Annotated in this window: 19 protein-coding genes, 1 pseudogene and 1 riboswitch; of the genes and pseudogenes, 19 read left to right on the top strand and 1 reads right to left on the bottom strand. The window is 34.3% G+C overall.

The genetic code is table 11. From position 1 onward, the window contains the following. The first annotated feature begins 115 nt into the window (after positions 1–115). From pfkA to FP433_RS04620, 16 genes and pseudogenes are all read left to right on the top strand, one after another. Complete coding sequence (gene pfkA, locus FP433_RS04695) at positions 116–1,075, top strand: 6-phosphofructokinase (protein WP_265484411.1); 960 nt, start codon at positions 116–118, stop codon at positions 1,073–1,075. 36 nt (positions 1,076–1,111) lie between these two features. Then, positions 1,112–2,539, top strand: a pseudogene (gene pyk, locus FP433_RS04690) (pyruvate kinase); the annotation flags it as partial. Between the two features lie 139 nt (positions 2,540–2,678). Continuing rightward, the gene (locus tag FP433_RS04685; RefSeq protein WP_265484413.1) at positions 2,679–3,563 is read left to right on the top strand and encodes a S1 RNA-binding domain-containing protein; all 885 of its coding nucleotides are present in this window, start codon (positions 2,679–2,681) and stop codon (positions 3,561–3,563) included. Then, on the top strand, positions 3,553–4,443 hold the full coding sequence (gene xerD, locus FP433_RS04680) for a site-specific tyrosine recombinase XerD (protein ID WP_265484415.1): 891 nt from the start codon (positions 3,553–3,555) through the stop codon (positions 4,441–4,443). Before FP433_RS04685 ends, xerD begins: the two co-directional genes overlap by 11 nt. Positions 4,444–4,488: 45 nt before the next feature. Continuing rightward, a complete protein-coding gene (locus FP433_RS04675; RefSeq protein ID WP_265484416.1) occupies positions 4,489–4,815 on the top strand; it encodes a reductase in 327 nt (108 codons plus the stop codon). After that, positions 4,808–5,557, top strand: a complete 750-nt coding sequence (locus tag FP433_RS04670; protein ID WP_265484417.1) for a segregation and condensation protein A — start codon at positions 4,808–4,810, stop codon at positions 5,555–5,557. Before FP433_RS04675 ends, FP433_RS04670 begins: the two co-directional genes overlap by 8 nt. Continuing rightward, positions 5,538–6,092, top strand: coding sequence for an SMC-Scp complex subunit ScpB (gene scpB / locus FP433_RS04665; protein WP_265484418.1), 555 nt, complete (start codon positions 5,538–5,540; stop codon positions 6,090–6,092). Before FP433_RS04670 ends, scpB begins: the two co-directional genes overlap by 20 nt. 21 nt (positions 6,093–6,113) lie before the next feature. Beyond that, a complete protein-coding gene (locus tag FP433_RS04660; RefSeq protein WP_265484419.1) occupies positions 6,114–6,830 on the top strand; it encodes a pseudouridine synthase in 717 nt (238 codons plus the stop codon). Between the two features lie 15 nt (positions 6,831–6,845). Further along, on the top strand, positions 6,846–7,523 hold the full coding sequence (locus tag FP433_RS04655) for a LysM peptidoglycan-binding domain-containing protein (RefSeq protein WP_265484420.1): 678 nt from the start codon (positions 6,846–6,848) through the stop codon (positions 7,521–7,523). Positions 7,524–7,585: 62 nt separating this feature from the next. Then, a riboswitch (FMN riboswitch) is annotated at positions 7,586–7,699 on the top strand. A gap of 92 nt (positions 7,700–7,791) precedes the next feature. After that, positions 7,792–8,373, top strand: a complete 582-nt coding sequence (locus tag FP433_RS04650) for an ECF transporter S component (protein WP_265484421.1) — start codon at positions 7,792–7,794, stop codon at positions 8,371–8,373. Between the two features lie 89 nt (positions 8,374–8,462). Next, entirely contained in the window at positions 8,463–9,128 is a 666-nt protein-coding gene (gene cmk / locus FP433_RS04645; protein ID WP_265484422.1) for a (d)CMP kinase, read from the top strand. Positions 9,129–9,190: 62 nt separating this feature from the next. After that, a complete protein-coding gene (gene rpsA / locus FP433_RS04640) occupies positions 9,191–10,387 on the top strand; it encodes a 30S ribosomal protein S1 (protein WP_265484423.1) in 1,197 nt (398 codons plus the stop codon). 71 nt (positions 10,388–10,458) lie between these two features. Next, entirely contained in the window at positions 10,459–11,766 is a 1,308-nt protein-coding gene (gene der / locus FP433_RS04635; protein WP_265484424.1) for a ribosome biogenesis GTPase Der, read from the top strand. Positions 11,767–11,956: 190 nt separating this feature from the next. Further along, positions 11,957–12,232 carry an HU family DNA-binding protein gene (locus tag FP433_RS04630; RefSeq protein ID WP_265484425.1) on the top strand — a complete coding sequence of 92 codons (276 nt, stop codon included), beginning with the start codon at positions 11,957–11,959 and terminating at the stop codon, positions 12,230–12,232. A 74-nt stretch (positions 12,233–12,306) separates the two neighbouring features. After that, positions 12,307–13,554 carry a tetratricopeptide repeat protein gene (locus tag FP433_RS04625; RefSeq protein ID WP_265486513.1) on the top strand — a complete coding sequence of 416 codons (1,248 nt, stop codon included), beginning with the start codon at positions 12,307–12,309 and terminating at the stop codon, positions 13,552–13,554. 101 nt (positions 13,555–13,655) lie between these two features. Further along, positions 13,656–14,849, top strand: coding sequence for a CCA tRNA nucleotidyltransferase (locus FP433_RS04620; protein WP_265484427.1), 1,194 nt, complete (start codon positions 13,656–13,658; stop codon positions 14,847–14,849). Positions 14,850–14,893: 44 nt separating this feature from the next. On the opposite strand, the gene trhA is transcribed toward FP433_RS04620, so the two are convergent. Further along, positions 14,894–15,559 carry a PAQR family membrane homeostasis protein TrhA gene (gene trhA / locus FP433_RS04615; protein ID WP_265484428.1) on the bottom strand — a complete coding sequence of 222 codons (666 nt, stop codon included), beginning with the start codon at positions 15,557–15,559 and terminating at the stop codon, positions 14,894–14,896. A gap of 182 nt (positions 15,560–15,741) precedes the next feature. Between trhA and FP433_RS04610 the strand changes: the two genes are divergently transcribed. The 3 genes from FP433_RS04610 to FP433_RS04600 are packed head-to-tail and all read left to right on the top strand — an operon-like array spanning position 15,742 to position 18,250. Continuing rightward, the gene (locus FP433_RS04610) at positions 15,742–16,593 is read left to right on the top strand and encodes a DegV family protein (RefSeq protein ID WP_265484429.1); all 852 of its coding nucleotides are present in this window, start codon (positions 15,742–15,744) and stop codon (positions 16,591–16,593) included. A gap of 4 nt (positions 16,594–16,597) precedes the next feature. Next, the gene (locus tag FP433_RS04605) at positions 16,598–16,822 is read left to right on the top strand and encodes a YozE family protein (RefSeq protein ID WP_265484430.1); all 225 of its coding nucleotides are present in this window, start codon (positions 16,598–16,600) and stop codon (positions 16,820–16,822) included. Between the two features lie 12 nt (positions 16,823–16,834). Then, positions 16,835–18,250: a S41 family peptidase gene (locus tag FP433_RS04600; RefSeq protein WP_265484431.1), complete on the top strand. Its 1,416-nt coding sequence runs from the start codon at positions 16,835–16,837 to the stop codon at positions 18,248–18,250. Positions 18,251–18,261 lie beyond the last annotated feature (11 nt).

Raw genomic sequence — 18,261 nt, 5'->3', positions numbered from 1 at the left:
GAATTCATTTTAAAATCCGATTTTTTTTGTTAAACAGACAAGACAGTTTAGCAAAAAAATGGTACTATAAAGTCGATGTGAGTATTAAACTCAGAAAAATCGTAGAGGTGAATTCATGAAACGGATTGGTATTTTAACTAGTGGTGGGGATGCTCCAGGCATGAACGCTGCTATCAGAGCTGTTACTCGTACAGCTTTGGCAAATGATATTGAAGTTTTTGGAATTCATTATGGTTTTGCTGGTCTTGTAGCTGGTGATATTTTCCAAATGACTTCCGAAACAGTTGCGGATAAAATTGGCCGCGGCGGTACGTTTCTTTACTCTGCTCGTTTTCCAGAATTTGCTGAAGAAGAAACTCAGCTTAAGGGAATCGAACAGTTAAAGAAACACGGTATTGAGGCTTTAGTTGTTATCGGTGGAGATGGCTCTTACCACGGTGCATTGAGATTAACCGAACATGGTTATAATGCTATTGGTCTTCCAGGTTCAATCGATAATGATATTCCATACACTGATTACACAATTGGTTTTGATACTGCATGTAATACAGCTATGGATGCTATTGATAAGATCCGTGACACTGCAACAAGTCACCAACGTGTCTTTATTGTAAATGTTATGGGTCGCGATTGTGGTGATATCGCACTTCACGCTGGAGTTGCAACTGGTGCAGATGCTATTGTAATTCCAGAAGAAAAATATGATATCAAAGAAATCGCTGAAACCTTGAAGCAAGGATTTGCTAATGGTAAAAAGCACGGTCTTGTTGTTTTGGCTGAAGGTGTCATGGACGCCGAAAAATTCAAGGACGAACTTTTGAAATATGGTGATTTCGATGCACGTGCAAATGTTTTAGGACATATGCAACGTGGTGGTAGTCCAACTGTTCGTGATCGCGTTTTAGCAAGCAAGATGGGTGCTTATGCAGTTAAGTTATTACTTGAAGGTAAAGGTGGCTTAGCCGTAGGTATCGAAAATGGTAAACTTGGTTCACACAATATGCTTGACTTGTTTGATGCTAAGCACCACGGTGATTACTCGTTATACTCATTAAACAAAGACTTAGCCAAATAGTTTTTGATTATTTATTTATACAGGAGAGTTTTTCAAATGAAAAAGACTAAAATTGTTAGTACTTTAGGACCAGCCTCAAATAATGTTGAGACTATTACCAAATTAGCACAAGCCGGTGCAAATGTTTTCCGTTTTAACTTCTCACACGGTGACCATGCAGAACACAAGGAACGCATGGACATGGTTCGTAAGATTGAAAAGGATACTGGCATGTTACTTGGTATTTTACTTGATACTAAGGGTGCTGAAATTAGAACTACTGCTCAAAAAGATGGTAAGTTCACTATTCATACTGGTGATACCATTAGAATTTCTATGGATGCAACTAAGGAAGGTGACAAGGACAAGATCTACGTTACCTACCCAGGTTTATACGATGACACCAAAAAGGGTGGTCACGTATTAATCGATGATGGTTTAGTTGACTTACTTATTACTGACAAAGATGATGCTAACCACGAACTTGTTTGTGTAGCTCAAAACACTGGTCTTATTGGTTCTAAGAAGGGTGTTAACGCACCAGGTGTTGAAATTCGCCTCCCAGGAATCACTGATAAAGATACTGATGACATTAAATTTGGTTTAAGTGAAGGTATTAACTTCATCGCTGCTTCATTTGTACGTAAAGCACAAGACGTTTTAGACATTCGTGCCTTACTTAAAGAAGCACACTGTGAATACGTAAAGATCTTCCCTAAGATTGAATCACAAGAAGGTATTGACAATCTTCAAGAAATCTTGGATGTTTCTGATGGTATTATGATTGCTCGTGGTGACATGGGTGTTGAAATTCCATTCATGAACGTACCATTTGTACAAAAAGATATCATTAGAAGATGTAATGCATTAGGTAAGCCAGTTATTACTGCTACTCAAATGCTTGATTCAATGCAAGAAAACCCACGTCCAACTCGTGCCGAAGTTACTGACGTAGCTAACGCTGTTTTAGATGGTACTGATGCTACTATGCTTTCAGGTGAATCAGCAAACGGTCTTTACCCAGTTGAAGCTGTTAAGGCTATGGCTGAAATCGACATGCGTACTGAAAAGCAACTTGCTGAACGTAACACTTTAGCTCTTCAAAGATTCGAAGAATACCAAGGCTCAAACATTACTGAAGCAATTGGTGAATCAGTTGTTAGAACTGCTGAAGAATTAGGTATTAAGACTATTGTTACTATTACTGCTTCAGGTTACACTGCACGTATGATTTCTAAGTACCGTCCAAATGCTAACATCCTTGCTATGACATTTGACGAAAAGATTGAACACTCATTAACTGTTGTATGGGGTGTAAAGCCTGTTCTTGCTGATAAGCCATCAAACACTGATAATGCCCTTGAAGAAGCTATGAAGTTAGCTAAAGAAAACGGCTTAGCAGAAGTTGGCGATGATATCATTATCGTTGCTGGTTTACCATTAGGTGAAACTGGTAAGACTAACTTAATGACTATCAGAAAAGTTAAATAATTTAACTTAATAATTAAATCATTTTATAAAATAGCCAGTTCTTACTGGCTATTTTATTTTTATTTCTTTTATCTTTACTTTATACTAGAATTAAAGTTAAAAGAAATTATTTTATAAGAAATAGGGGTTCAAGATGAGATTAGGTGAAATTACTAAGGGTAAAGTTACTGATGAAAATGAAGAATCTTATTATGTACAAGTAGATGGGGTAACTTTTGAACTTAAGAAAATTGAAATAACCCAAGAAGATCCCATTAAATTAGGTGATATGGTTCAAGGTTTTATCTATGAAAATAAAGATAAAAAGAAAGAAATGACACAGTTTTATCCTTTTGCTCAGCAAGATCAATATGGATGGGGAACTGTAACAGAAGTAAGAAAGGATCTAGGCGTTTTCATAGACATTGGACTAAATGATAAAGATATGGTTATTTCTTTAGATGACCTTCCTTTAGATAAAAATCAATGGCCCAAGCGTGATGATCGCTTATTAGTTCGACTTGAAACAGATGATAAAAATCGAGTATGGGCAAAAATGGCAGAAGAAAATGTTTTTGAACAGTTGGCTGCTAATTTCCCTAGCCATTTAGAAAATAAAAATATAAATGGTACTGTATATCGTAATTACGAAGTTGGTTCATTTGTATTAACCGATCAGTATTATTTGGCATTTGTTCATAATTCAGAAACTTATCGACCATTACGTTTAGGTGAAAAAATTAAAGCACGTGTAATTGGTGTCAGCCAATATGGTCGCCTGAATTTAAGTGTTTTACCTAGAAGTTTTGAGGAAATTGATGATGATGCTCAAATGATTTTAATGAGTTTAAGACGTCAACAAACTAAGACTTTGCCTTTTTATGATAAAAGTGATGCTCAAGAGATTAAAACACATTTTGGAATTTCAAAATCTGCTTTTAAACGTGCTTTGGGTAAGTTATTGAAAGATAATTTAATCACTGAAGATAAAGATGCTGGAACAATTTCATTAGTAGAAAATAATGAAAATGAAGGATAATATAGCAGATTATTTACGATACGCTCAAATTGAGCGAGGTCTGAGTGAAAATACAGTAGAATCTTATCGGCTAGATTTAATTGAATATCTTAATTTTTTAAATAAGCACAATATTACTAGCTGGGAAGTAAGTGTGGACCAATTAAACCATTTTTTAGCCCAGGAAAAAGATCAAGGTAAAGCAACTGCTTCTATTGCACGTTTGCTTTCGAGCTTAAGAAGATTTTATCAGTGGTTAGTCAGAAAAGACCTTATTCAAATAGATCCAATTTTAAAAATTGACTCACCTAAAAAAGAGCACCGCTTGCCTGTTGCCTTAACAGCAGCAGAAGTTGATAAATTACTTCAAATGCCAGACATCAATAAAAAATTAGGAATTCGAGATCGAGCTATTTTAGAAACACTATATGCTACTGGCATGCGTGTAAGTGAGCTCTTAAATTTAGAACAGGACGATTTACACGAAGAGTTGCATTTAGTGAAAGTTATTGGGAAAGGAAGCAAACAACGTCTTATTCCTATTACTGAAGTAGCACTTAGCTGGATCGATAAATATAATACTAAAGTGCGAGAAGAACAACTTTTAAAAACTGGCGTCTGGAGTGATAAGATTTTTTTAAATGCACGTGGTAAACCAATGACGCGTCAAGCTGTTTGGCAATTGATTAAAAAGTATTGCCAATTAGCAGGGATTCAAAAGAAGGTAACTCCGCACACACTCCGCCATACGTTTGCCACTCACTTACTTGAAAACGGAGCAGATTTAAGAGTTGTGCAGGAAATTTTAGGTCACAGTGACATTGGCACAACACAAATTTATACTAATTTAACCCAACATCATATTTTGGAGGTTTATAAAAATACGCATCCACGTATTTAAATACCTATGTTAAGTAAATATAAAAAAGAGTTCGAAAAAGTAGTGATGGGCTATTTATCTTACTTGCCTGATTTTAAAAATTTAACCAATTTAAAAGAAGAATTGAAACTTTATAATGAACAAGACAATCAATTTGAAGTTTTACTTTTTAGAAGTGGTGGTCAACATGTACGAGGAATTATTAGCTTGCAGGAAGGGCCAGATTGCTTAGTCATTCGTTATGTTTCTCTAGATCCAGGGTTCCGTAACAATCAGACACGTCAGGAAATGATGACAGAGTTAAAACAACTCTATCCTAAGGAAAACATTACTGTTTTTCCTAGCTATACATTCCTGTTACCATTTTTAAGAAGAGGAAATACAGTTGAATAAAAATGACTTAACTTTAAATTTGCCTAATTTTTCTGGGCCATTAGATTTATTACTACATTTAATTAAATCGCAGGAAATAGACATCTATGATATTCCAATTGCTCAAATTACTAAGCAATACTTAGATCATCTTAATTATTGGCAAAAACTGGATTTGCAAATTGCAGGAGAATATTTTGTAATGGCTTCAACACTTTTGCGTATTAAATCTCAGTATTTATTACCCAAAAATGACTTTGTTGAAATTGAAGAACAAGATGAAGATCCAAGAACTGAATTAGTAGAGCAATTAATCCAATATTCTGTTTTTAAAAGAGTGTCAGAATATTTAAAAGAAAAAGGAGAGCAATCTCCTGTGCTACTAGCTAAAGAGCCTTCTAGTGCTCCTGAAGTAGAAGTAGTACCACTTCCTTTAGGTGAAATGAAAGAAAGTGATTTAGTGTATGCTTTTAAAAATGTTTTGCATCGTTTTAAATTAAAGAATCCAATTGAACGAAAAATTGAAATTGCAGAAGTTTCAATTGAAGAAATGACTGCACAATTAAGTGAACAGTTAAATCAAAAAAACGTGTTGAGCTTTTTTAGTTTAGTTAGTAATTTTACAAGGATTGATGAAGTAGTAAGTCTATTTTTGAGTATACTAGAACTAGAAAAAAATCATCAAATTGTTGTTAGTCAAACTGCAGATTTTGGTGATATTAGAATAGAGCGGAGAGCCGAAGGTGAAAAAACAAGCAGCTAAGTTAGAAGCATTATTATATGTGGCAGGGGATGCAGGATTATCTAAGGCAACCTTAGAGGAATTGCTTGGCCAGAATTCAAAAGAATTGACTCAAGATGTTGAAGAGTTAAAGTCAGCTTTGCAAAAAACAGGATTGCAGATAATTGAAATTGCAGATAGTTATAAAATGACTAATGCAGCAGAATATAGCGAAATAGTTGAAAACTATTTTCAAAAAGATGTTAATAAACATTTAAGTCAATCAGCACTAGAAATTTTAGCAATTATTGCTTATCGGCAACCAATAACTCGTATTGAAATAGACGAATTAAGGGGAGTAAATTCCTCTGCAGCACTTCAGACTTTGATTTGGCGTGGTTTAATTAAGGTAACTGGAAAAAAAGATGTAACTGGTCGGCCTAATCTATATGGGACAACAGATTATTTTTTAGAGTATTTTGGCTACAAAGATTTAACAGAGCTACCAGTAATTGAAAAATTTGAAGAGAATGAAGCAATTGATTTGTTTGATAAGCCAAATTTTGACGAAGCATAATTCATAGAAAAGAGGGTTAACATGGCAGAAAGACTACAGAAAGTAATTGCCCAAGCAGGGGTAGCATCACGTAGAAAAGCAGAAAAGCTAATTACAGCCGGAGTAGTTAAAGTAAACGGAAAAGTTGTTACAGAATTAGGAACAAAGGTAGAACCAAGTGATAAAATAGAAGTTGATGGTGTTCCAATTGAAAGCGAAAGTTTGCACACTTATCTGTTTTATAAACCCCGTGGGGTTATATCCTCAGCAAGTGATGATAAGGGAAGAAAGACCGTGGTTGATTTCTTTGAAGACGTGCCTTATCGCTTGTATCCAGTAGGACGCTTAGATTATGATACTTCTGGATTATTATTAATGACTAATGATGGCGAATTAGCCAATCGCTTGATGCATCCCCGCCATGAAGTACCTAAAGTGTATGTCGCAAAAATAAAAGGTATTTTAACTCCAGAGGAAATTTATTCACTTACTCATGGAGTTAAGATTGATGGTAAGAAAACAGCTCCTGCCAAGTTGAAAATTTTACGGACCGATGCAAATAAAAAGTACCAAATTGTTCAATTAACGATTCATGAAGGTCATTATCACCAAGTTAAAAGGATGTTTCAGGCAGTTGGTCATTTAGTAGATAAATTGTCACGAGAAAAGTATGCTTTCTTAACGCTCCAGTCTCTGACTTCTGGGGAGTATCGTGAATTAACCCGTGAAGAAGTACATCAATTAAAAAATATGAAGTAATTTTAAGGTGAATTAATGGAAAATAATAAGAATACAAATGAAAAGGGACCTTACAAACACTTTGAACGTCCTACTACCCCTCGAAGAGCTAGTAATAAACATGCAGAAGTTACTCCAAACAAAAAGGGTCACCCACAACTTTGGGCAGGCATCATAATAATAGCAATTATTTTAATTGCTATTATTCCAATTATTGAATCCAAGTTAAATGGAAGCAGCCAAAATCTTGCACAAAAAGAAGTATCTACTAGAAAGACTTCAACTACTTCTCATAAAAAGTCAAAGAAAAAGAGTACTACTAAAAATAAATTTTTAGCAAATAAGGAAGGCTATTATACTTTAAAAGCAGGCGATACATTAGCAGAAATTGCTAAGGCAAATAATACGACTGTGGCAGAAATTATCAGATTAAATAATTTGACCAGTGAGAATGATGTTGAAGTTGGACAAACTTTAAAGATTAAAGAAGTAGGAGCTACTACAACTTCAGATACTTCAAATAACCAAAACACAGATAATTATACTTCTAATACTGAAAATACCTCTTCTAGTGAGGATACTAGAGAAGAAAGTGCTGCCACCTCTAGTCAGACTACTGAAAGATTTTCTGAGAGCAATAAGTCAACTGATAATACTAATAGTACTACTACAAATACTTCAACAACCGATACGCAAGTACAAAATAACCAGTAATTATACTGCATATTTACAAAAAATATAATTAGGATTATAATCTACTTATTAAAAGTAATAAATGTTGTCTTCAGGGCATGGTGAAATTCCAGACCGGTGGTTAAAGTCCGCGAGCGTTAAGCTGAATCAGTGAAATTCTGATACCGATAGTAAAGTCTAGATGGAAGAAGACAGACTGATTATGAGAAATTAAGCTTTCCCTAATTTAAGTCTGGGCTGGAGCAACAGACTACTTACTTTAAATTTAAATTTAGGGAGAGTTTTTATTATGCAGTCATCTAGAAAAGGACTTAATTTATGGCTAACATGGGCAATGCTAGGAGCTTTAGCGTTTCTAGTAATGAAGATTGAATTTCCACTTATGCCAGGATTTGATTACTTAAAATTCGATCTCTCGGATGCCTTGATTGCAATCAGTACTATGGCCTTAGGGCCACTAAGTGGTTTTATGATTACCTTAATTAAAGTTTTGCTAAGTTTGATATTTGCAGGCTTTAATCCAATTTCTCTTGTTGGTGATATTGCTGCGTTTTTAGCCACTCTAGCTTATATTTATCCAATCTATTTCATTAGTAAAAAGCATCATGAAAAGTTTTGGTACCAAATTGGTGGGATTCTTGTTGGGACTATTTCACTAACAGTGATTATGTCCTTAGCTAATTACTTTTTCTTAATGCCAATGTATATTACAATGATTGGCTTTAAATTGAATTCTACAATTTTAAAATATGTAGTTTCAGTGGTAGTTCCTTTTAATATTTTAAAAGGACTTATTAATGGGGCTGTGGTATTACTATTAGCAAGAACATTTTTACCAACGTTTGTTAAATTTGTAAAAAAACATTATTAGAGATAAAGGTAGGACAAATAAGTTCTACCTTTTATTCATTTATATGGTAAAATTTAGAATTAGAGATAGAGAAAGGACTTTTTTTATTAATGCAAGTAGCTATTGATGGGCCAGCATCTGCTGGTAAGAGCACAGTTGCAAAAATTGTAGCTAATAATCTAGGTTTTATCTACATTGATACAGGAGCAATGTACAGAGTATGTACCTTGTTAGCTCAGGAAAATAATGTTGATTACGGAGATGAAGATAAAATTGTGGATTTAATTGACAAAAGCTCAATTGAATTCAAAAAGATAGATGGTGAACAGAAGGTTTTCATTGATGGTAAAGATGTTTCTTTGACTATCAGAACACCAGAAATTACAGAAAATGTTTCTCAAGTTTCAGCTTTACCAAAAATTAGAGAAAAAATGGTCGAGCTACAACGTGAAATGGCTGGTAAGGAAAATGTAATTATGGATGGGCGTGATATTGGAACTACCGTCTTACCAAATGCAGATATAAAAATCTTTTTGGTTGCAAGCGTGGAATCTCGTGCTAAGCGTCGCTTTTTAGATTTTAAAGAAAAAGGTATCGAGCAACCCCTTGAAGAAATTGAACATGACATTGAAGTAAGAGATTATAAAGATTCACATCGTGCAATTTCTCCACTAAAAAAAGCTGCTGACGCAGTAGAATTAGATACTACAAATCTTTCAATTGAAGAAGTAGTAGCTGAAATCACTAAATTTATTGAAAAAAACGAAAAAAATTAGACAAAATAGTAGAAAAAATTCCTTATTTCATTTAAAATGGAATTTGATATTGGGAGGTACATATGTCAGATAATAGTAATCAATTCTTAGATGCTTTAAAAGAAATGCAAGGTGTTGAAGTCGGAAACATCGTTAACGTAGAAGTTTTAGATGTTGAAGATGGTCAAATTGTTGTTGGTGTAGAAAATGCCGGTGTTGAAGGTGTAATCACTAAACGTGAATTTACTGCAGATCGTAACGCAGATTTACGTGACTTAGTAAAAGTTGGTGATACCTTTGAAGCTTTAGTACTTAGAAGAGCTGGTGGAGATAAGGAAAACGGTGAATTCTTCTTATCTGTAACTCGCTTAAAGGAAAGAGAAGCTTACAAGGAATTAGAAAAGGTATTTGAAGATGGACAAACTGTTGAAGGTACTGTAACTGGTGCTGTTCGCGGTGGTTTGTTAGTAGATGTTGGTACAAGAGGTTTCTTACCAGCTTCACTTATTTCAAATCGTTACGTATCAGATTTGAAACCTTACATCGGTAAGAAGATGAACTTAAAGATCACTGAAATTGATCCAAACAAGAATAGATTAATTCTTTCAAGAAAAGACTTAATTGAAAAAGAACGTGAAGAAGCCTTTGAAAATGTTGCTAGTCAATTAGTTGTTGGTGACACTGTAGAAGGAAAAGTATCTCGTTTAACTGCTTTTGGTGCATTTATTGATGTCGGTGGTGTGGATGGTTTAGTTCACATTTCTGAAATTTCTTACAAGCACATCGATAAGCCTAGCGATGTATTGAAAGCTGGACAAGATGTTAAAGTTAAGGTAATTGGTATCGATAACGATAGACACCGCATCTCCCTTTCTATTAAGCAAACTTTGCCATCACCATTTGAAGAAGCAACTTCTGGCTTAACTGAAGGTGACATCATTGAAGGTGAAGTTAAGACATTAACTGCTTTCGGTGCTTTTGTAGAAGTAACTGACGGTATTCAAGGTTTAGTTCATGTTTCTGAAATTTCAAACAAACATGTTGAAAAGCCTAGTGATGTTTTAAAGGTTGGAGATAAAGTTAAGGTTAAGGTCTTAAATATCGATCCAAGCGATAGACGCATTTCTTTATCAATTAAACAAGCTGATCCAAACGCTAAGAGTGAAGATCGTCCACGTCGTCGCCAAGAATCTGTAACTGAGAAGTACATGAGCGATAACAATGATAACGGTTTTGCTTTAGGTGATATTATCGGTGATCAACTTAAAGATAACGATTAATAAAAAAAGCTGGCTTACGTCAGCTTTTTTTATTAAACAAAGTATAGTGAGTAAAGAGAAAGGAATGAATTATGGGATTACCAGTTGTAGCTATTGTTGGACGTCCAAATGTTGGGAAGTCTACACTTTTTAATAGAATCATTAACTCCCGAGTAGCAATTGTTGAAGACGAAGCTGGAGTAACCAGAGATAGAATCTATGCTCGTGCAGAGTGGATGGGACACGAATTTATCTTAATCGATACTGGTGGGATTACACTAGAGCAAGGTGAAATTGAAGAACAAATTAAAGCTCAAGCTGAAATTGCTATTGAAGAAGCAGATGTAATTGTCATGCTTGGTGATGTAACCAGTCATATGACAGATATGGATGAAACTATTGCCAAAATGCTCTATCGAACTAAAAAGCCAATTATTTTAGCAGTTAATAAGGCTGATAATCCTGAACAGCGCCAAGATATTTATGATTTTTATAGTCTTGGTTTAGGAGATCCAGTTCCAATTTCCGGAAGTCATGGTACTGGTATTGGAGACTTATTAGATGCAATTGTGGGAGAATTTGGTGATAAGTCTAATCGCCATGAAGATGATAGCATTCGTTTTAGTGTAATTGGACGTCCAAATGTTGGGAAGTCTTCTTTGGTAAATGCGATTTTAGGTGAGCAACGCGTAATTGTTTCTGATATTGAAGGGACAACACGTGATGCTATTGATACCTCATTTAAGCATAATGGTGAAAAGTATACAATTGTTGATACTGCTGGAATTCGTAAACGAGGTAAAGTTTATGAAAACACAGAAAGATATTCTGTAATGCGTTCAATGAGTGCTATTGAAAATAGTGATATTGCTTTACTAGTTTTGGATGCCAGTACTGGAATTAGAGAACAGGACAAGCATGTGGCAGGTTATGCCCATGAAGCTGGACGTGGAGTTATCATTGTAGTTAATAAGTGGGATGTACCTGAAAAAGATAGTACTACTATGAAAGATTTTACAGATACAATTAGAAGAGAATTTCAGTATCTTGATTACGCTCCAATTATCTTTGTTTCTGCCAAAACAGGACAACGTGTTCCAGAAATTTTAAACCTTGTTAAAGAGGTGCACATCAATCAAAATCGTCGCATTCAATCAAGTGTCTTAAATGATTTACTTCTTGAAGCTACCCAAATTACACCTACACCATTAGTAAATGGGAAACGCTTAAGAATTTACTATATGACTCAAGTAGCAACTAATCCACCTTCATTTGTAGTGTTTGTAAATGAGCCAGAATTGCTTCACTTTTCATACCAGAGATTTTTAATTAATCAATTGCGACAAAACTTTGATTTTGTAGGTACACCAATAAAAATTATGGCTCGAAAGCGCAAATAGTATGGTAAACTATAAAATGTTAACTTTATGCATAAGATAATTTCTTAAAAAGCTTGTAGTTAAAGGGCTGGTATGCTAACTTTAATACAGGGAGCTAATGATTGGTAGTCATCATTCTTCCATTTCCTTTCAGGAATGACAAGTTTAAACTTTATCTTACTTAAAGTTTAAATTAGGAGGTGAATTTATAATGGCAAATAAAGCTGAATTAGTTTCTGAAGTAGCTGCTAAGACTGACTTAACTAAAAAGGATGTTGCTGCTACTGTAGACGCAATCTTTAACTCAATTCAAGAAAATCTTGCTAAAGGTGAAAAGGTTCAATTAATCGGTTTTGGTACTTTTGAAGTTCGTGATCGTGCTGCTCGTAAGGGCCGTAACCCACAAACTGGTAAAGAAATCGAAATTCCTGCATCTAAGGTTCCTGCATTTAAGCCAGGTAAAGCACTTAAAGATGCTGTTAAGTAATATTTCACTTCTTTAGTAAAAGCGTTGAGCCTACTGCTTAACGCTTTTTTGTATTCATGAAAGGAACAACACTAATGAGCTATTCTGAACAATTACTGGATGCAATCCAAAATCATGATTTTTCTGAAAATAATATTCTCTTAAAAAAGGCTTTAGATAATGATCAACCAGAAATTTTAGCATCACTAGCAAGTAACTTAACTGATCTTGGTTTTACCAATTTGGCAAAAGATGTTTATCGGGCTTTAATTGCACGATTTCCAAAAGAAGATCTTTTTAAAGTATATTTGGGTGAAATTCTTTTAAATGATGGGCAAGAAGATGATGGCCTTACCCTATTATTTAATATTAGTTCAGATAGTGATGCTTACGTTGAGAGTTTATTAGCGCAGGCTGATTATTATCAAACTAATGGGTTAATAGAGCCAGCTAAGCAAAAGCTACTTCAAGCAAAGAATTTAGCTCCTGAGGAAGATGCGATAACTTTTGGTCTTGCAGAATTGGATTATTTAACTGGAGATTACGTTTCTGCATTGAAATACTATGATGAGCTTGCAAAAAATTATAAAACTTTTGGTGAGGTCGTTATCAATGAAAGAATAGCGACTTCCTTAGCAAAATTAGGAGAATATGAGGAGGCTGCTAGAGTAGTCAGGGAACACCAAAACGAGTTTTTAAGTATTGATGCTTTATATGAAGCAGGTCTCATTATGTTAGCAGTAGAAGATAACAAAGAAGCAATTAAGTTTTTGACTGAAGTATTGCAGACACAACCAGATTTTGTAAATGCTTATCCTCTGCTAGCAACTGCATATTCTAAAGAAGATAATAATGAAAAAGTTTTAGAAACGGCCCAGACAGGATTAACCTATAATGAATTTGATGAGGTCTTGTATAACTTGGGTGCTAAAGCAGCAGCTAACTTAGATGAATTAACAGAAGCTGAGAGATTATTAAAAAAGGGACTAGAAATAGCACCGGAAAATAGTGATTTACGTCTCCAGCTTTCAAATTTATATTTATTAAAAAAAGATGATCAAAAGAATTTAGCCCTGTTTAAGGAGTTGCCAGAAGAAGAATTAGAGCCCCAAATTCATTGGAATCGTGCAGTGTCTTACCAACGTTTAGAAGACTATGAACAAGCAAAGAATGAATTTTTATTGGCCTATCCTGCCTTTAAAGAAAATCCTGACTTTTTACGTCAGATGGCAAATTTCTTTAAGGAAATCGGAGAAAATCAGATTACTAAAGAGGTTCTTAGTAAATATCTTCAACTCATCCCTGAAGATGATGAAATGCAAAATTTATATGATGAATTATAGAAGTAGATTTAATTGTTATTTAAAAGGATTAGAGTTATCAGGCGATTTATTGTAAAATTAAGTTGACAAGATTAAAAGGATTAGATAAGAGGAGTGTTTTAATGAAGATTGAAAAATTATCACCAGTTTTCACTAAGGCTCTTCCAGTATTAAAAGAAATAATTTCTGCGGGCTATGAAGCATATTTTGTAGGTGGAAGTGTTCGAGATTTACTTTTAGACAGACACATTCATGATGTTGATATTGCAACTAGTGCCTATCCAGAAGAAATAAAGAGAATCTTTCAACATACGATTGATACTGGAATTCAACATGGAACAGTTACCGTAAGATATGACCATGAAAGTTATGAAGTAACAACTTTTAGAACAGAATCTGGTTACCAAGATTTTCGCCGACCTGATCATGTAAGTTTTGTGCAAAATCTATCTGAAGATCTTAAACGACGTGACTTTACTATTAATGCATTAGCCATGGACATCGAGGGAAACATAATCGACCACTTTAATGGTTTGGAAGATTTAAAAAAGAAAGTAATCCGTGCTGTTGGAGTAGCAGAGAATCGTTTTCATGAAGATGCCTTAAGAATGATGAGAGCGGTCAGGTTTATGGGTCAATTAAAATTTAGTTTAGAAGAAAAGACTAAACAAGCCATTAAAGACAACCATGAATTGCTAAGTAAGATTGCAGTAGAAAGAGTTAGAGAAGAATTTGTAAAGATGGGAACTAGTCCTGGTAGCCAAGAAGCTTTTGAGCTTTTTTTAGAAACAGAATTATACCAGGAAGTGCCATTTTTTGCAGGTAAAAGGGATGCATTGGCAATTTTTCCCAAACTTAATTTTAGTCCAAGTACAGAAGAAAACCTCTGGACAACGATGATTGTATTGTTGAAATTAAACACAAAAGATGTTCCAAAGTTTATGCGAGCTTGGAAAAATTCTAACGCAATGATCCATCAAGTAACAAAAATAATTGAATTTTTTGATTTAATTAGTGATACTACTCCAAGTAATTATGAACTGTTTAAAAGCGATTTAAAGACGATTCTAGCTACAATTGATTTAGCCCATATTTTGGGACAGCCCATCAATGGGAGTGCCTTGTACGATCGTTATGAAGCTCTACCAGTTAAAAGTGCAAAAGAACTTGCAATTGATGGCAAGTTCTTATTAAAGAGTGGTATTCCGGCGGGACCGAAAATTGGTGAGTTACTAGATACGATTACTGAAGCAGTGGTTGAAGGAAAGATAGCAAATAACGAAGAAGAAATTAGTGCTTATTTGCAGACACTATAATTAAAAACGAGTATCTATCATCAAGGGATGATAAGTACTCGTTTTTAAATATAAAGTAAAATAGAAAAATACATTAGGATTGAACCTAGCATTACAAATAAGTGCCAAATGACGTGGATAAAGGGAATGCGACGCATTGTGAATAAAACAGCTCCAACTGTATAAGCGACTCCGCCCATGAACAATAAAGTAAAACCTGCTCGGCCTAAAATGGGGTATAGGTCAGCACTTGCAAAGATTACCATCCAGCCCATCAAGACGTATAAGATGGTGTCTAAAATAATAAACTTCCCCTGATTAAAAATATAAAATAAGATTCCAAGAGTTGCCAATCCAATAATAATTCCCCACATGGTCCATCCTTTAGCGCCTCCAATAGCTACTAAAGTATATGGAGTATAAGAACCTGCAATCAAAATAAAAATTGATGAGTGGTCGAATATTTGAAAGACGCGTCGTGCACGTGTAAATACCAAACTATGGTAGAGAGTTGAAAAAAGATATAGAAGCACTAAACTGCTACCATAGAGAGTAAAAGAGACAATTTTTAAAGCTCCCCCAGTCTGAACTGCTCGTACTATCAAAATAACTAATCCAGCTACTGAGAGCCCAAAGCCGACCCCGTGAGTAATGGCACTGAAGATATTGTCTAAAATTAGATAAGTCTTCGAGGGATTAGTAGGAGGTTCCCACAATTGTTTAAATCGCATAAAGTCATCCTCGTAAAATAAAAATTAGAATTAGTAGATTTGCCAAGAGAATTAAATAATTTTTACCGATTGGAGTAATCTTTTGTTATACTAATCCTTGTATCTATAAGGTAAATTCTAACATACTATCAATTCATTTTACGGATGAATTAAAAACTTAGTAAGAAATGAAGGTTTGGAAAATGTCAAAAATTAATATTGTTACTGATTCTTCTGTTCAATTAAGTCCCCAGGAAGTTGAAAAATATAATATAACTGTGATTCCTTTAACAATTACTATTGATGGAGAAACTTATATTGATGGGGTAGACATTTCACGAAGTGAATTTGTTAAAAAAATGGACACTTCTACGGAATTACCTAAAACTAGTCAACCAGCATTAGGAGTAATTGAAAAGACCTTTGATGAACTTACTCAAAATGATGATCAAGTTATTGGAATTTTCCTTTCTCATAATTTAAGTGGAACAATTGAAACCGCCCGCCAAGCTGCACAACTTTTAGGTAAAGAAGATCAAATTACAATAATAGATTCAGAGCTTACAGATCGAGGAGAAGGTTTTCAAGTATTGGCAGCTGCAAAAGATGCATTAGCTGGAAAAAGCAAAGCAGAAATTCTTGAGCATGTACAAAAAATTATTGATTCTCAACAACTTGAAATGATGGTTGTGAATTTAAAAAATATTATTAAAGGTGGTCGCTTAGGTAAATTAGCTGGTACAATTGCTAGTTTTTTAAATATCCGGATTGCTTTGCAAATGCCACAAGGAAATCTCAATATTTTTAAAAAGGGACGGGGGAAGAAATTTTCTCGTCAATTTGATGAACGAGTTCTTCATGATTTAGAAGAAAAGAAGGATCAAGTTAAAGGAGTAGGAATTTCTTATGTAGATACTCCTGAAGAAATGGAAAAATTAGCTGATAAAATTCGAAAAATAGTTCCAAATGCTGATATTTTAGTACAACAAACAAGTCCAATAATTGCTACTCACTCAGGCACAGGAGCTTATGCGATTATTTATTACACGGAGTAAATTTATGTATCGAGAAAGTTTTTATCGTTTTTTGATGACACAGAGAAATCCTCATTCTCATGATGATATTGCAGAATTTGCTAATAATGCTCAGTTTGATAGTTCTTTCCCTAAACAAGAGCAGGATTATGAAAAGCTGTCTGAATACTTAGAACTAAATGCACCTTACTTACCAACAATGAGTATTTTTGATAGTGCCTATGAATTATATAAAGAAGCGATGAACTGAGGGATTAGTTAAATGGAAAAAAGTGATCATAAAGATAAAAAACAAACTAAGAAAAAAATTCCTAAACCAATTAAATATTTGCTAACTGGGGTAGGTGGGATTATCATTGGAGCTGCTGGTACTTTTGGGGTGATGAGATATCAAGAACTTTCTTCACCTTTAGCAACAGTTGATCGTGTTTATCAGCAGCTGCAAGCTTCTTACTATCAAAAAATTTCTTCATCTCAACTTGCTCAAGGTGCTATTGATGGGATGTTGGCTAGTTTAAAGGATCCGTATTCTCAAACACTTTCTGGTCAAACTCAGCAACAAGTAAATAGTGTTATCCAAGGTGAGAGTTTTAGCGGAGTTGGAATCCAAATGAAAGTTTCCGGCAATAAAATCTTAGTAGATTCAATTGTTAGTGATTCTCCCGCCTCAAAAAGTCGAATTAAGGTTAATGATCAACTTATAAAGGTAAATAATGCACCAGTTTCTGCAAAGAACTTTGATAAGGTGGCTCAACTTGTTAGGGGAAAAACAGGGACCAAGGTAAGGCTAACTTTAAAAAGAGGGAGTCAAACTTTTGAAGTCGTACTGACTAGAGCAAAAATTAATCAATCTAGTTTAACAGTAAAAAATGAGAAGAATGCGACAATTATCACTATTTCGCAATTTGATACAAATACTGCTAAGGATCTAAAAGCAGCTTTGAAAAATATTAATTTTAAGGAATATCCTAAATTAATTATCGATCTTCAAAATAATCCAGGTGGAGTCATGGAAAGTGCTTTAACTAGTGCAGCCTACTTTGTTCCTAATGGAAAAACTTTAATGAAGTATGAATCAAAGACAGAGAAGCAGACAATCAAATCATCTAATAAATTAGCTGATAATTTTAAAGTCAAAGTAAAACCAATAATTTTAATAAATAAAAACACTGCAAGTGCAAGTGAAATTTTTACAGCGGCTTTAGTAGAAAATAAAAGAGCAATTACCGTCGGTCAAACTTCGTATGGAAAAGGGACAGTTCAACAAGTTGGTTCAACAGCTGGTACAGAATATAAATATACAATCGCTAAATGGTTAACTCCTAATGGTACTTGGATTAATCATCAAGGAATTAAGCCGATGTATAAAACTCCTGTATCTAAGTTTGAAGACTTGCCAGCATTTCAAACTAGTGATACGTTAAAAGAAAAAATGATTGGGCTTGATGTGACAATTTTACAACAATACTTACGAGTATTAGGTTATTTAGATCAGTACCCAACTGGAGTCTTTGATAGTAATACTAAAGCAGCAGTAATGGCATACCAAAAGAGTCAAGGTATTAAAGAAACTGGTAAAGTAGACGCTCAATTAAAGCAACAACTTTATTTAACAGTGGCTCAAAAAGCTGCAGAAGATAATCCTGCTTTAAAGAAAGCATTAAGTCTAAAAGGCTAAATAGGAGGAAA

Origin of the sequence: Lactobacillus sp. PV012, from assembly GCF_014522325.1 — a bacterium.
GTDB lineage: Bacteria > Bacillota > Bacilli > Lactobacillales > Lactobacillaceae > Lactobacillus.
This window is presented reverse-complemented; position numbering and strand designations above follow the sequence as displayed.